The 14,421-nt window shown below is 71.8% G+C and carries 11 protein-coding genes; 9 read left to right on the top strand and 2 right to left on the bottom strand.

Going from position 1 to position 14,421, the window contains the following annotated elements; translation table 11 throughout:
• Positions 1-207: 207 nt before the first annotated feature.
• Together ACZ7FF_RS34905 and ACZ7FF_RS34900 are read right to left on the bottom strand one after the other, a co-directional pair.
• The gene (locus tag ACZ7FF_RS34905; RefSeq protein ID WP_470817485.1) at positions 208-1,218 is read right to left on the bottom strand and encodes an NAD-dependent epimerase/dehydratase family protein; all 1,011 of its coding nucleotides are present in this window, start codon (positions 1,216-1,218) and stop codon (positions 208-210) included.
• 79 nt (positions 1,219-1,297) lie between these two features.
• Positions 1,298-2,368: a Gfo/Idh/MocA family protein gene (locus tag ACZ7FF_RS34900; RefSeq protein WP_470817483.1), complete on the bottom strand. Its 1,071-nt coding sequence runs from the start codon at positions 2,366-2,368 to the stop codon at positions 1,298-1,300.
• A gap of 881 nt (positions 2,369-3,249) precedes the next feature.
• Between ACZ7FF_RS34900 and ACZ7FF_RS34895 the strand changes: the two genes are divergently transcribed.
• The 9 genes from ACZ7FF_RS34895 to pyrF all read left to right on the top strand — a co-directional run bounded on the left by ACZ7FF_RS34895 (position 3,250) and on the right by pyrF (position 14,399).
• Complete coding sequence (locus ACZ7FF_RS34895) at positions 3,250-4,761, top strand: aldehyde dehydrogenase family protein (protein ID WP_470817482.1); 1,512 nt, start codon at positions 3,250-3,252, stop codon at positions 4,759-4,761.
• Positions 4,762-4,831: 70 nt separating this feature from the next.
• Complete coding sequence (locus ACZ7FF_RS34890; RefSeq protein WP_470817481.1) at positions 4,832-6,505, top strand: ABC transporter substrate-binding protein; 1,674 nt, start codon at positions 4,832-4,834, stop codon at positions 6,503-6,505.
• On the top strand, positions 6,502-7,434 hold the full coding sequence (locus ACZ7FF_RS34885) for an ABC transporter permease (protein ID WP_470817479.1): 933 nt from the start codon (positions 6,502-6,504) through the stop codon (positions 7,432-7,434). The genes ACZ7FF_RS34890 and ACZ7FF_RS34885 overlap by 4 nt, the downstream gene beginning before the upstream one ends.
• Complete coding sequence (locus ACZ7FF_RS34880) at positions 7,419-8,339, top strand: ABC transporter permease (RefSeq protein ID WP_470817478.1); 921 nt, start codon at positions 7,419-7,421, stop codon at positions 8,337-8,339. The genes ACZ7FF_RS34885 and ACZ7FF_RS34880 overlap by 16 nt, the downstream gene beginning before the upstream one ends.
• Positions 8,336-9,334, top strand: coding sequence for an ABC transporter ATP-binding protein (locus ACZ7FF_RS34875; RefSeq protein WP_470817477.1), 999 nt, complete (start codon positions 8,336-8,338; stop codon positions 9,332-9,334). The genes ACZ7FF_RS34880 and ACZ7FF_RS34875 overlap by 4 nt, the downstream gene beginning before the upstream one ends.
• The gene (locus ACZ7FF_RS34870; RefSeq protein ID WP_470817476.1) at positions 9,331-10,137 is read left to right on the top strand and encodes an ABC transporter ATP-binding protein; all 807 of its coding nucleotides are present in this window, start codon (positions 9,331-9,333) and stop codon (positions 10,135-10,137) included. Before ACZ7FF_RS34875 ends, ACZ7FF_RS34870 begins: the two co-directional genes overlap by 4 nt.
• Positions 10,138-10,437: 300 nt before the next feature.
• Complete coding sequence (locus ACZ7FF_RS34865) at positions 10,438-12,012, top strand: phytoene desaturase family protein (RefSeq protein WP_470817474.1); 1,575 nt, start codon at positions 10,438-10,440, stop codon at positions 12,010-12,012.
• Positions 12,013-12,127: 115 nt separating this feature from the next.
• Positions 12,128-13,363, top strand: a complete 1,236-nt coding sequence (locus ACZ7FF_RS34860; protein ID WP_470817472.1) for a metal-dependent hydrolase family protein — start codon at positions 12,128-12,130, stop codon at positions 13,361-13,363.
• 340 nt (positions 13,364-13,703) lie between these two features.
• Entirely contained in the window at positions 13,704-14,399 is a 696-nt protein-coding gene (pyrF, locus tag ACZ7FF_RS34855) for an orotidine-5'-phosphate decarboxylase (protein WP_470817470.1), read from the top strand.
• Positions 14,400-14,421 lie beyond the last annotated feature (22 nt).

Raw genomic sequence — 14,421 nt, 5'->3', positions numbered from 1 at the left:
CCCGGTCCTCTTCATGGAGTGGTGGGGATCGACCGCATAACTCGTACCGTCATGTCGTGCGGTGGCCGGGCCTCCAGGGAAATGTGGTGCCTCATGCTAGTGGGTCCGCCGACGCCCGTATGGGGCGAAAGAGGCGGGATCGCGTGCCTCAAAGGGCGACGGGCGCGGGCGGTACGAAGGGGTGCGACACGGCGTGGAGGGGTGCGCTCACCGGCTGCCGGATGACGGCGCACCGGGACGGTGCCGGGCGATCAGCTCGTCCATCAGCCTGCCGAGGCGTTCGTCCGTGCGGCGCTGTTCCGGATGGGAGTCGTACCACCGGACGATCTCCCTGGCACCGTAGGAGAAGGGGACGCGGGCCGTGCAGGCGGACGAGATCCGGCGGACCTTGGTGTTGTCGAACACCATGGAATGGGCCTTGTCGCCCAGGAGTTCCTCACCCCACGCCGGATCGGCGGCCGCGATGGCGGCCGACGGCACATGAACCAGCCGCGCCTCGCCCGCCCCGGCCGCTTCGGCCATGGTCTGGTAGATCTCGTTCCAGGTGAGGGCCTCGTCCCCGGTGATGTGGTACGTCTCGCCGATGGTCCGCATGTCGCCGAGGAGCCCCAGGAAGGCGTGGGCGAAGTCCTCCGTGTGTGTCAGCGTCCACAGCGACGTGCCGTCGCCGTGCACCAGCACCTCCTGTCCGCGGCGCATGCGGTCGAGCACGGTCCAGCCGCCGTCGAACGGGATCGCCGTGGCGTCGTAGGTGTGCGAGGGCCGCACCACCGTGACGGGGAAGGCCCGCTCGCGGTGGGCGTGTGCCAGTACGCGCTCGCACTCGATCTTGCGGCGCCCGTAGGCGGAATGGGCGTTGCCCAGCGGTGCGGACTCGACGAGCGGCAGGCGTGAGGGCCGCTGGTACACGGCGGCCGAACTGATGAAGACGTACTGGCGGGTGCGTCCGTGGAACAGGTCGACGGCGGCCCGCACATGGTCCGCGGTGAACGACAGGAAGTCCACCACGACGTCGAACTTCTCGTGCTGGAGGGCGGCGTGCATGCTGTCGGTGTCCCGGACGTCGGCGTTGATCACGCGGACGCCCTCCGGCAGCGGCCGCAGTGCGCTGCGGCCCCGGTTGACCAGGTGCACATCGAGACCCGAGGCCGCCGCCAGATGCGTGCAGCCCGCGCTGATGACGCCGGTGCCGCCGATGAGAAGGAGTTTCAGGGACATGCTGTTGCCGTGTCCTCTCAGGGGATGGATGGGGGCGCACGGTGGAGCGCCGGCTTCGCGAGCGGAGTCGACGGGTGCCTCACTCGCCGGGGTAACGGACGCCCAGCTGCGCCCGCAGCTCGTCGAGCGTCGTCATCAGGTCCAGCGTCTCCTGAAGCGGCATCAGGCCGGATTCCAGACGTCCCCCGGCGATGCAGCGTGCGACCTCCGCGGCCTCGAAGGCGTACCCGTGCTCGCGCGCCGTCGGCTCGTAACTGCCCATCAGCCGGTTCGCCGTGTCGATGAGGCGAACGGCGGCGGGCGCGTAGAAGTCGCCTTCTATCTCCAGTCTGCCCGCGGATCCGGACACGGACGCCGTGGTGGGGGTGCGGGCGCGCATCGTGGTGTGCAACAGACCCTGCACGCCACGTGCGTTGGAGACGACGACCGACGCCTCGGCGTCCACCGCGGTGAAGGTCTGCGACCCGGTGGCGAGGGCGGTGACGAACGGGCCCATCACCATGGACGCGAAGGAGAGCGGATAGATTCCGAGGTCCAGCAGGGCTCCTCCGGCCAGCCGGGGGGAGTAGAGCCGGCTCTCCGGGTCCGGTGTCATGCACTGGCCGTGGTCCGCCATGACGGTGTGGATGTCGCCGAGCATCCGGCGCTCCAGGCACTGACGCACCACGTCCATGTGGGGCAGGCAGCGCGACCACATCGCCTCCATGGCGAAGCGCCGGTGTTCCCCCGCCGCCGCGACGATCTGTTCCGCCTCCCGCGCGTTGCGGGTGAACGCCTTCTCCACGAGGACGTGCCTGCCCGCCTCGATCGCCTGCAGGGCGTGGGCGACGTGCTCGGAGTGCGGGGTGGCGATGGACACCACGTCCACCTGCTCGTCCGCGACGAGTTCGGCGTAGCTGCCGTACGCGGCGGGGATCGCGAACCTGCGGGCGAAGGCCTCGGCCCGCTCCACGCTGCGGGAGCCGACCGCCACGATCTTCTGGGCCGTCTCGGCCCGCAGAGCGCGCACGAACGCGTCGGCGATGCCGCCGGGGCCGAGCACTCCCCACCGCAGGACGGGCGCCGAGCGCGGCGAAAGGGTCCGCGGGGCGGGCAACGCCGCGAGCGTCGCGCAGTTGCCTGACACTTCCGGGGTCTGCAGTGTGGCCAATTCTCTGAACGCACCTTTCGGACTCTGCGGGGGCAGGGGGCAGGGGGCAGTGGGCAGGGGGGGGAGGGGGCGAGGGCCCGGGCGGGGAGACACGGGTGAGGGGGATCGTGTCATGGCGCGACGTCGCCGGGCCCGGTGGCCGCGGGGCCCGTTCGGCGGCGACACGCCTGGTGCGGTGGGTGTGGAGAGGCGCGGCCGGGGCTCGGTGAGGGAAGCCTTCGGGCGGTACGCTGCCCGGAAGGCTGCCCGAGCGAACCCGGGAGCGCGCCGGACAGCGCCGGCCCGCCCCGGCCGGGAGCACGAGGTCGCTCCTCGCGGGCCTGTTGCCCTGGAGGGCCGCCGTCTGTCCCTCCCGCTCGAGCCGGTTTCCCCGCTCCGGCTCGTCCGGAGCGCCGTGGTGTCCACACGCCCTAGGGGTGTCCCAGGGTTTTTCCCCAGTCCCCAGGCCCGCGGTGTCGTCGTACGGTGCGGGAGTCGGCCGGCTCCGGCCGGTGCCCGCACGGCTTACGCGACCCCCAGCGTGTGCGGGCGACCGGCCGCGGCCGGTCGCGCGCGCGGCCACGGGCGCGCGCGGAGCGGCGAGGCGCCCATGGGCCGTCCCGCGACGGGTCCCGTCGAGCCGAGAGGCGGCCTGAGGTGCTGTGCACCGTGTTTCCGCCCCGGCTCGTCGCGCCCTCCCGCCCCCCGGCGCACCGTGCTCCTGCGCCCGCGCACCGCCGGTCGCCCCCCGCACATCCTGATCGGCGAATCAGTTGGAGCCTGGTCTATTGACTGACGGATCAGTAGCGACCTACCGTTCGGAACCAGCCAGACGCGAGGGTTCGTCCGCGTTCTGCGCTGTCATCGCTGCGCCCCCAGTCGCCTCTTGAAGGAGTTCGACCATGGGTCATCCGGCCCCCTCCGCCAACGGATGCCGCTTCGCCACGAGCCGTCGGCAGTTCTGGATCGACGGGGAGTGGCGGGATCCGGCCGGGGGCATCTCGTCCCCGGTCACCCTCGTGGCCGACCCCACCGGACGCCCGGCGGTGGGCAGCGTGCCCACCGCGACGGCCGCGGACGTCGACGCCGCCGTGGCGGCTGCCCGTGCCGCCTTCGCGGTGTGGTCCGGGACCGGGCCGGGGGAGCGCCGTGCGTTTCTGGCCGCGCTGGCCGCCGCCGTCACGGCACGGGAGGCCGACTTCGCCGAGGTGATCAGTGCGGAGATGGGCGCGCCCCTGGACAACGCCCTCGGCACGCAGACCAGGCTCGCCGCCCAGGTGTTCGCCTCCTACGCCGACCTGCTCGCCGGCCATGAGTGGGAGGAACGCGTCGGGACGTCGCAGATCGTCAGTGAGCCCGTGGGTGTCGTCGCCGCGATCACCCCCTGGAACTATCCCCTGTACCTCATCGCCGCCAAGGTGGCCGCGGCCCTGGCCGCCGGGTGCGCGGTGGTGCTCAAACCGAGCGGAGACGCTCCGCTCAACGCCTTCCTCCTCGCCGAGGTCTTCGCCGAAACGGCCGCCGCACAGGGCGTGCCCGGCGGAGTGTTCAACGTGATCACCGGCCCCGGCACCACCGTCGGCGCGGGCCTTGCCGCCCATCCCGGTGTGGACGCGGTCTCCTTCACGGGATCCACCGAGGCCGGCCGGGTGGTCGCGGCGACCGCCGCCGCGACGGTGAAGCGCGTCGGACTGGAACTCGGGGGCAAGTCGGCGCGGGTGATCCTCGCCGACGAGCCGGACGGCCGGACGGTCACCGACCTGGCGGAAGCGGTGCGCGTGGCCCTCGCCGACGTCTTCTACAACTCGGGCCAGACGTGCACCGCCTGCACACGCGTCCTGGTGCCCGACGCCGTCTACGAGGAAACCGTCGCCCTCGCCGCCCGGGAGGCCGCAGGCTGGCGGCTCGGCGATCCGGCGCTGCCCGGGGACCACCTGGGGCCGATCGCCACGGCCCGCCAGTTCGCCGGAGTGCTGTCCCACATCGACGGGGCGGTCGCCGAGGGGGCGAGGCTCGTGTGCGGGGGCCGGGCCGCCGCCGACGCGCTGCCCGGCGGCCTCGAGGACGGGCACTGGATCATGCCCACGGTCTTCGCGGACGTCACCAACGACATGACCGTGGCGCGGGAGGAGATCTTCGGCCCGGTGGTGTGCCTCATCCGCTACCGCGACGAGGAGGAGGCCGTGCGCATCGCCAACGACTCGATCTACGGCCTGGCGGGAGCCGTCTGGTGCGCCGACACGACGCGCGCGGAGCGGTTCGCCAGGCGCATCAGAACGGGACTGGTCACCGTGAACCGCGGCGAGTTCAGCGTGCTCGCCCCCACCGGTGGCTGCAAGCAGTCGGGTATCGGACGCGAACTCGGCGTGCACGGACTCCACGAATACCTGGAGACGAAGACCATCCAGTGGTGACGCGGCAGGAGCGCGGCGCCCGGTGAACGGGCCGCGGCCCGCGATCTGGCAGCCCCATGAGAGGAAAACCATGGCCGGACCACCTCATCCACCGACCCGACGGCACGTGCTGAGCGCGGGTGCCGCGGGCGCGGCAGCGCTCTGGCTGAGCGGCTGCACCTCGGGCACCGCACCCTCGCGCCCCGGACCCGCCGCCGACGTGTCGGCGTTCGGCCCCGGCCCCGGTGACCCGGCCGGCGCGCGGCGCGGCGGCAGCATCGTCACCGCCTGGTCGGAGGAGGCCCAGTCCTACGACCCGGCCATCGGCTGGGACCTGCACAGCTGGGAAGCCATCTCCACGGTCCTGTACGCGCCGCTCTACCAGTACGCGCAGCAGTTCGGCGGGCCCGCCCCGCACGCCGCGGCGGCACTGCCCAGGGTCTCGGCCGACCGCAGGACCTACACCATCCCGCTGCGCCGCGACGTCCGGTTCCACAACGGCCGTCCGGTGACGGCCGAGGACTACGTGTACACCTGGACCCGGCTCATGGACCCGGCGCTCGAATCCTGGGCGGCGAGCTACCTCTTCGGGATCGAGGGGGCCGAGGACGTCAACAAGAAGAAGACGAAGCGGATACGCGGGCTCAGCGCCCCCGACTCCCACACCCTGCGCGTCCGGCTCAGCGAACCCGACGCGCTGTTCCCGGCCCTGCTGTGCCAGCCGTACACCGCCGCCCTGCCGGGCGAGGAGATCCGCCGGCTGGGCTCCGGCTTCGGCCGGACGCCGGTCGGCAACGGGCCCTTCCGCATCCGGCACTACGACAGCAGGCGCCAGCGCGCCGTGTTCGAGGCCTTCGACCAGTACTTCTGGCGCGGCACCCCGCTCATCGACACCCTGGAGTACCGCTGGGGCGTCGACTACCCCCTGCAGACACTGCAGCTCCTCAGCGGGAAGATCGACGTCCTGGGCGAGGGCCTGGTCGCCGGGCAGGCGGCCAAGTTCACCGCGGACCCCGCCACCCGCGCCGACTACGTGCAGGAGATACCGGTGCTGGGCACCCAGTGGGTCTCCCTGAACCTCAAGCGCCGGGAACTGCGCGACGTACGGGTCAGGCAGGCGCTGAACTGGGCCGTCGACCGCGACCAGTTGATGCGCATGACGTTCGGTCTCTCCGACCCCTGGGGCTGCCCGTTCCCCGAGAAGCTGGCCGGCTACCGGCGCACGGCCCGGCCCTACACCCACGACCCGGAGCGCGCCCGCGCCCTCCTGGACCAGGCCGGAGTGCGGCGGCTGCGACTGGAGTTCCTGCACGGCACCCAGGACCCCTGGCCGGTGCTGGGACAGGTCCTCCAGCAGCAACTGCAGAAGATCGGCGTCGACATCGAACTGAACGCCATGAGCCAGTCCGCGTTCGACCTGGCCACCTCCAAGGGCGAGGGCGACCTGTACGGCAGTCACCTGTACATCGTGCTGGACAGCCCGATCGAACTGGCCACCACCTGCTTCACCACCGACGCCTCCCAGAACTACACCGGATACGCCGACAAGGAGGTGGACCGGCTGGTCGCCAGGGCACGCGCGGCGAGTACGAACGAGCGGTCCAACGCGCTCATGGCACAGGCGGAGGAGAAGCTCGTACAAGGCGCACCCGGGATCTTCATCGGCAACATGAACTTCCTCGCGGCGCACACCCCACGGGTCCGCAACTACCGGATGCGCGGGGAGACCGGAAGCTACTACGACCGGCTGTGGGTGAAGTCATGAGCACTGTTCCCGTCGCTGCCAGCACCCCCCTCACCACGCAGCCGCCCGGCGAGAGCACCGGTCCGGGCTCCCGGACCGCCCGGCCGGCCCGGCGGCAGGGCCGGCGGCTGTGGCTCACCGGGGTGTGCCTGCTCGGCCTCCTGGCGCTGCTGGCTTTGCTCGCCCCGCTCGCCGGATCGCCGTACACGCTGCACACCAACAGCCTGTCCGCCTACGGCCTGCCCGCCGGGATCGGCGCCGACGGGCACCCGCTGGGCACCGACGCCCTCGGCCGCGACATGCTCGCCCGGACGCTGTACGGGCTGCGCGCGACGCTGGAGATCGCGCTGGTCGCCAACGTCACCTCGGTGGGCCTCGGCGCCGTGGTGGGACTGGTCGCGGGCTTCTACCAGGGCTGGACCGGGCAGTGTCTGATGCGCCTGGTCGACGTGTTCCTGTCCGTCCCCACCGTGCTGTCCGGACTGGCGATCGCGAGCATCGTCGGCCGCGGCACCACCGGCATCATCGTCGTCGTCACCGCCCTGTACTGGGCCTGGACGGCACGCCTGGTGCACGGCGAGACCGTGCGGCTGCGCCGGCGCACCTATGTGGAGGCCGCGCTCGCCCACGGAGTGAGCCGGCACACCGCGCTGCGCCGTCACGTCCTCCCCCATCTGTCGACCATCCTGCTCAACGTGGCGGCCCTCAACGGCGCGGCCGTCGTCGTGGTCGGCGCCGGACTGTCCTACCTGGGAGCCGGGATCCAGCCGCCCACCCCGGAACTCGGCAACATGCTGGCCGACGGCTCGGACAGCATGACCTACGCCCCGCACACCCTCTTCGTCCCCCTCGTACTGGTCGTCACCACCGTCCTGGCCTTCGTCCTGATCGCCGAGGGACTCAACCGCCGCAACCCCCTCTCGGAGCGACGCTCATGGCTCGACGCATAGGCATCCGTATCCTGCTGGGCATTCTCACCATCGCCGCGGTGGTGCTGCTGACCTTCGTCCTGCAGTACGTGATCCCGGGCGACCCGGCGCGCAGCATCGCCGGACCGAAGGCCAGCCCGGAGGTCCTGGCGCAGATCCGGGACCGGCTGCACCTGAACGACTCGCTGTGGTCCCAGCTCGGCCACTACCTGTCGTCGGTGGCGACCGGGGACCTCGGCACCTCCTACTCCCACGACCAGCCGGTGCTCTCCCTGATCCTGCAGCGCCTGCCCGCCACCGCCGCCCTCGCCGCAGCCGCCCTCGTGGTCGAGCTGGTCATCGGCGGACTGTGGGGCCTGTGGGAGGGGCTCCGCCCCCGGCGCAGCCTGCTGCTGGCCACGGTCAACGTCGGCCTGCTGTCGATGCCGGTCTTCTCGCTCGGCTTCCTGCTGCTGCTCGCGCTCGGCTACAAACTGCCGATCTTCCCGATCGACGGTGGGACGGGCGCGGCCCAGATCGTGCTGCCCGCGCTGACCCTCGGGGTCCTGGGCGCCCCCTACTACGCGAACGTGATGCGCGACAGCACCCGCGAAGCCCTCTCCTCCGCCTACGTCCGCACCGCCGTCGCCAAGGGACTGTCGCGCCGCCGCATCATCGTGCGCCACGTCCTGCGCAACACGGCCTCTCCGGTGGTGACCCTGCTCGGCATGGACGTGGCCGTCTTCCTCTCCGGTGTCGTGTTCGTCGAGAAGATCTTCGGGTGGCCGGGCATCGGCCAGATGCAGACCGAGGCCTTCGCCGCACTGGACCGGCCGCTGCTCACCGGAACCGTGATCGTCGCCGCGACCCTCGTGGTGGTGGCCAACCTGCTGGTGGACCTCGTCAGGACCGTCATCGACCCGCGTGCCGCATCGGAGGCGCTGTGACCGCAATACCGCAAGCCACGCCCCTTCGGCGCCTGGGCAGCGATGTCAGGATCGAGGGGCTGAGCGTCGCCTACGGAGAGCACGAGGTGCTGCGCGACGTCACGTTCACCGTGCCGGCCGGCACGACCACGGCCCTGGTCGGAGAGTCCGGGTCCGGCAAGTCCACGCTCGCCCTGGCCGCCGGACGGATCCTGCCCGCGGGCGCGCGGATCACCGCCGGCACGGTCCACGTGGGCGACACCGAGCTGACCGCGCTGGGCGGCAGGGAACTGCGCGAGGCCCGGGGACGCACGGCCGCCTATCTCGCGCAGGACGCCTCCGCCGCCCTCAACCCCGTCGTCCGGGTGGGCCGGCAGATCGCCGAGGTGCACCGGGTCAGGGGCGGCGCCGGCCGGGCGGAGGCGGACCGCCTGGCCCGCGAGGCGCTCGCCGACGTGGGAATCGCCGATCCGGAGCGGGTCGCCCGCCTGTATCCGCACCAGCTTTCCGGCGGTATGCGCCAGCGAGCGATCATCGCGATGGCGCTGGCCTTCCATCCCGAGCTGCTCATCGCGGACGAACCGACCACGGCCCTGGACGTCACGGTGCAGGCCGAGATCCTCCAGCTCGTCAGCCGGCTCCAGCAGCAGTACGGGCTCACCGTCATCTGGATCACCCACGACCTGTCGGTGGTCGCCGAGATCGCCGACCACGTCGCCGTCCTCTACGGTGGACGCCTGGCCGAGCACACCGATGTGTACAGCCTCTTCGAGGGTTCGCGGCACCCCTACAGCCAGGCCCTGCTCACCTGCTTCCACAGCGGCCGCGAGGCGGCCCCCAAGGAGCCGTTCACGACCATCAACGGCAGCCCGCCCGTCGGACGCACGCCCGAGGGCTGCCCCTTCCATCCCCGGTGCCCGAAGGCCGACGCGCGGTGCGCCGCCGAGCTGCCCGAACCGCGCCTGCTGTCCGACGACCACATCGCCGCCTGCCACCGTCTGGAGGTGACCAGTTGAGCCACAACCCGTCGCCGGCGCCCCTCGTACAGCCCCTGCTCGAGGCGGCCGGCATCACCAAGCGCTACGGCCGCCACACCGCGCTGGACGCGGTGGACCTGTGCATCCGACCGGGCCGCACGGTCAGCATCGTGGGCGAGTCGGGGTCGGGCAAGTCGACCCTGGCGCGGATCCTGGTCGGCCTCGAACGCGCGGACGCGGGCACGGTGCGCTTCCGCGGCGAGCCGGTGCGCGGTCGCCGGGCGCGCAAGGCGTTCCGGCGGAGCGTCGGCATGGTGTTCCAGGATCCCTACGAGTCCATCGATCCCCGGCTGACCATCGGCGAGGTGGTCGCCGAGCCCCTGCGCGCGCACGGGCTCTACCGGGACGACGGACCCGGGCGGGTGCGGGAACTCCTCGCCGCCGTCGGCATGGAGGGCGTCGACCCGGATGCCTACCCGCACCGGTTCTCCGGCGGCCAGCGCCAGCGCGTGTGCATCGCACGCGCGCTGGCCACCGACCCCGAACTCGTCATCTGCGACGAGCCGACCTCCGCCCTCGACGTGTCGGTGCAGGCGCAGATCCTGAACCTGCTGCTGGACCTGCAGCAGCGCCGTGGGCTGGCGTATCTCTTCATCACGCACGACCTGGACGTCGTGCGCCGGATCAGCGACGAGGTCGACGTGCTGATGCGCGGCACGATCGTCGAACGCGGCAGCGCCGCGGAGGTCACCAGCGAACCGCGGCAGGAGTACACGCGCAACCTGCTCGCGGCCGTTCCCGCGTCCTCGCCGCGCGAGCGCCGCATCGGCGCTCCCGGCTGACCGGCCGCCCAACGCCCCTCCTCCGACGCCGTCACCGGAAGTGCCGGCGCCGGAGGCATGCCCGAAGGTCCACTACTGACTTTCGCATCAGGCAGTAAGCCAAGTGGATACGCCTTGCCGTGATGGACGGTCAGCTCGCCGTGAGAGCGGCAAGAGCACGTCTGAACTGCATCTTCACCATCTCTTGCGTTCCTCGTCCCGTGATGTGGCCACTGTCTTAGGAGACAGCCCGGAAAGAAATATTCGGCTTCGGATTCAGCAGCTATTGAACTTGGTGACAGCTACGTGTTCCCTGGAGTCATGTCTACTCGCGCCGCATTCGCCAAAGAGTCGTACGACGTCGTCATCGTCGGTGGTGGCCACAACGGACTGGTCGCCGCCGCCTATCTCGCTCGCGCCGGACGCTCCGTGCTCGTCCTCGAACGTCTCGGCAGCACCGGCGGAGCCGCGGTCTCCACCAGGGCCTTCGCCGGAGTGGACGCGCGCCTGTCCCGGTACTCCTACCTCGTCTCCCTGCTGCCGTCCAAGATCGTCGACGATCTGGGGCTGAGCTTCGCGGTGCGCAAGCGTTCCGTCTCCTCCTACACGCCCACCGTGCGGGACGGCAGGGCCACCGGCCTCTTCGTCGGCGGCGGCGAGGAGCGCACCCGGGAGTCCTTCCGCGAACTGACCGGATCCGACCGCGAGTACCGGGCATGGCAGGACTTCTACGCCATGACCGCGGAGGTGGGCCGCAACGTGTTCCCCACGCTCACCGAGCCACTGCCCACGCGGGCGCAGCTGCGGGCGCGGGTGGGGGACGAGACCGCCTGGCGGACGCTCTTCGAGCAGCCGATCGGCGTGGCCATCGAGGAGCGCTTCCGCGACGACCTGGTCCGGGGCGTCGTACTGACCGACGCACTGATCGGCACGTTCAGCGACGCGCACGACACCTCCCTCGCCCAGAACATCTGCTTCCTCTACCACGTGATCGGCGGCGGGACCGGCGACTGGGACGTGCCGGTCGGCGGCATGGGTGCCTTCACCGACGCGCTGGCGGCGGCGGCCCGTTCGGCCGGAGTCGAGATCGTCACGGGTCATGAGGCGCTGCGCATCGAACCCGGCGAGCCGCACTCCGTCGTGGGCTACCGCAGCGGCGACCGGGAGGGCACGGTGGCCGCCCGCAAGGTCCTGGTCAACGCCTCGCCCGAAGCGCTGGCCGACCTGCTGGGCGAGCAGCCCGCCGAGCGGGCCGAGGGCGCCCAGATCAAGGTCAACATGCTGCTGCGCCGGCTGCCCCGGCTGCGCGACACCTCCGTCGACCCCCGCCAGGCGTTCTCCGGCACCTTCCACATCGCCGAGGGCTACGAGCAGCTGGCCACCGCCTACAAGGAGGCGGCCGGCGGGGCCCTGCCCTCGGCGCCGCCCTCGGAGATCTACTGCCACTCGCTCACCGACCCGACGATCCTCGGGCCCGATCTGGTCGAACGCGGCTACCAGACCCTGACGATGTTCGGTCTGCACGCACCGGCCCGCCTGTTCGCCGAGGACAACGACGGTGCGCGCGAGGCGCTCCTGGCGGGCGCCCTGGCCCAGCTGGACGCGGTGCTCGACGAGCCGATCTCCGAGTGCCTGGCGGTGGACGGGGAGGGCCGGCCGTGCATCGAGGCCAAGACCCCCCTCGACCTGGAGCAGGACCTGCGGCTTCCCGGGGGGAACATCTTCCACCGGGCGCTGTCCTTCCCGTTCGCCGACGAGGAGCGGGGCACGGGACGCTGGGGGGTGGAGACCTCCCACCCGGGCGTCCTGCTGTGCGGCGCGGGAGCGGTCCGCGGCGGCGGAGTCAGCGGCATTCCCGGGCACAACGCGGCGATGGCGGTGCTCGAGGAGGGGTGATCCGCGCCGGCCGCACGCCCCGCGCGTGCGGCCGGACACCCGTGCCAGTAGGACTGTCCCGTCCGTCAAGGACCGCGGGTGCCGGCACCCGCGGGTCGCCTTCGAAGGAGGAAGTGTGGCTTACGCGTTGCGCTGCGCGCGACTGATCGACGTCGAGACGGGGGAGTTCCTGCCGGACCGGACGGTCCTCGTGGACGGGGAACGCATCCGGGCCGTGCAGCCGGCCTCGGCCCCGGTCCCCGACGGCGTGCACGTCGTCGACCTGGGCGATGCCACGCTCTGCCCCGGGCTGATCGACCTGCACACCCACCTGGTCGGCATCGCCGCCTGCGGGGATCCGGTGCACGAGCTCAAGCAGAGCGCGGCGCGGCAGGCCTTCGAGTCGATCCCGCACGCGCACGACACCCTGATGGCCGGCTTCACCACGGTCCGGGACGTGGGCACCTTCCGGGCCTTCGTCGACGTGGCGCTGCGGGACGCCATCGACGCGGGCGTCGTGCCCGGTCCCCGGATGGCCGTGGCGGGCCCGTACGTCACCGTGTCCACCGGCGGCGGCATGATCACCGGCCTCGCCCACGACATCGAGCTGCCGCGGGAGTTCCGCTTCGGTTCGGTGCGCGATGTCGACGACGTGCGCGAGCGCGTCCGGGAGATCCTGCACGGCGGCGCCGACCTGATCAAGCTGATCGGCACCGGTGCCGTCATGGCCGCCGGCACCGTGCCCGGAGCGCCCGAGCTGACCGAGGCCCAGATCCGGGCGGCGGTGGAGGAGGCGGCCCTCTACGGCGCCCACGTCGCCGTTCACGCCCATGGGGCGGAAGGCGTCAAACGCGCGGTCCGGGCCGGGGTCCGCTCCGTCGAGCACGCCTCCTACCTCGACGACGAGGGCATCGAACTGATGCTGGAGCACGGCACCTACCTGTCCGCCGACGTGTGGTGGAGCGACTGGCTCCAGGAGCACGCGTACACGGCGGACTTCGACGCCGAGACCCGGGCGAAGAACGACGCGGCCACCGAGGCTCAGCGCGCCGCCTTCACCAAGGCCGTCCGGGCCGGGGTCCGGATCGGCTTCGGATCGGACGCCGGAGGCTTCCCGCACGGGATGCAGACCCGGCAGCTGGCCGCGATGGAGGCGTACGGCATGACACCCGCCCAGGTGCTGCGGGCGGCCACGCTCACCGGCGCCGAGTGCATGGGCTGGGAGGACCGGGTGGGGTCGGTCGCACCGGGCAAGTTCGCCGACCTGATCGCCGTGCCCGGCACCGAGGTGGACCTGAAGGCCTTCACGGACGTCCGCTTCGTCATGAAGGGCGGCCGGATCGTCAAGGACGGGCTGAGCGGGCGTCGTTGAGCCCGGGGGGGCGCAGGGCGCGCAAGCTACCGGACGCCCGGCCCCGGCTGAGCTCCGGCCCCGGCCGGTGGATCGTCCAGGCCCTCGCTCAGGCCAGGTCAGCCGGTTGGGCGGTAGCCCGACGGCGGCCGGATCACGGCTGGGTTCCGTCCCGGTACGGCGCGTACGGGTCGTTGCAGCCGCCGCGGTCGCCCTCGCGTGAAGGTCTTCCGACGGAGGCCGATGGTCTGGGTGACGGTGCCCTGTTGGCTGTCGCGCGGGCCCACGTTGGAAAAGGATCACCGGCTCAGGACGGTGCCCCCGGTGACAGCCCGCGGCGGGGCGACGTGACAATGACGCGGTGGATCCGACCAGCCAGATCATCGTCGCCCTGGATTGCGACAACCGCGCAGCCGCCGAAACCGTCGTCGAGCGGCTGGGCGACGAGTGCCGTTTCTACAAGGTCGGCCTGGAGCTGCTGACGGCTGTCGGCCCGGGCATCGTCGAGCACCTCGTGGTGCAGGGCAAGGAGGTCTTCCTGGACCTGAAACTCTTCGAGATCCCGAACTCTGTCGCCGGTGCGGTGCGCGCCGCGGGAGCACGGGGCGTGTCCATGGTGACCGTGCATGCCATGGGCGGCAGGGGCATCCTGTCCGCCGCGGTCGAGGCCGCCCGAGACTTCCCCGGACTGCGCATTCTCGCCTTGACCGTGGTCACCAGCATGACCGACGCGGATCTTGCCGACATCGGCATCGACGATGCGATGGACGGGCAGGTGCTGCGGCTGGCCGGTCTGGCGCAGCAGGCCGGTTGTCACGGGGTGATCGCCTCGCCGCAGGACGTCACCACATTGCGAAACGCCCTTGGTCCCGATGCCCTGATCGTCACTCCGGGCGTCACCTTGCCCGGCGAGTCCCCGGCCGAGCACGTCCGGCCCGACACACCACGTGCCGCCATCACGGCCGGGGCCTCACACGTCGTCGTCGGCCGGTCGGTCACACGCGCCGCGGACCCGGCGTCGGCATTTCGCCGCATCCGCGCCGACCTCGTGCCGTAGCCGGACACACTCCGGAAGGAAT

The sequence above is a fragment of the Streptomyces sp. NPDC037126 genome, assembly GCF_055605965.1.
This window is presented reverse-complemented; position numbering and strand designations above follow the sequence as displayed.

Coding starts and splice junctions, on each gene's coding strand:
- ACZ7FF_RS34895 (WP_470817482.1), top strand. CDS start 3,250: ATGGGTCATCCGGCCCCCTCCGCCAACGGATGCCGCTTCGCCACGAGC.
- ACZ7FF_RS34905 (WP_470817485.1), bottom strand. CDS start 1,218: ATGTCCCTGAAACTCCTTCTCATCGGCGGCACCGGCGTCATCAGCGCG.
- ACZ7FF_RS34890 (WP_470817481.1), top strand. CDS start 4,832: ATGGCCGGACCACCTCATCCACCGACCCGACGGCACGTGCTGAGCGCG.
- ACZ7FF_RS34880 (WP_470817478.1), top strand. CDS start 7,419: ATGGCTCGACGCATAGGCATCCGTATCCTGCTGGGCATTCTCACCATC.
- ACZ7FF_RS34865 (WP_470817474.1), top strand. CDS start 10,438: ATGTCTACTCGCGCCGCATTCGCCAAAGAGTCGTACGACGTCGTCATC.
- ACZ7FF_RS34885 (WP_470817479.1), top strand. CDS start 6,502: ATGAGCACTGTTCCCGTCGCTGCCAGCACCCCCCTCACCACGCAGCCG.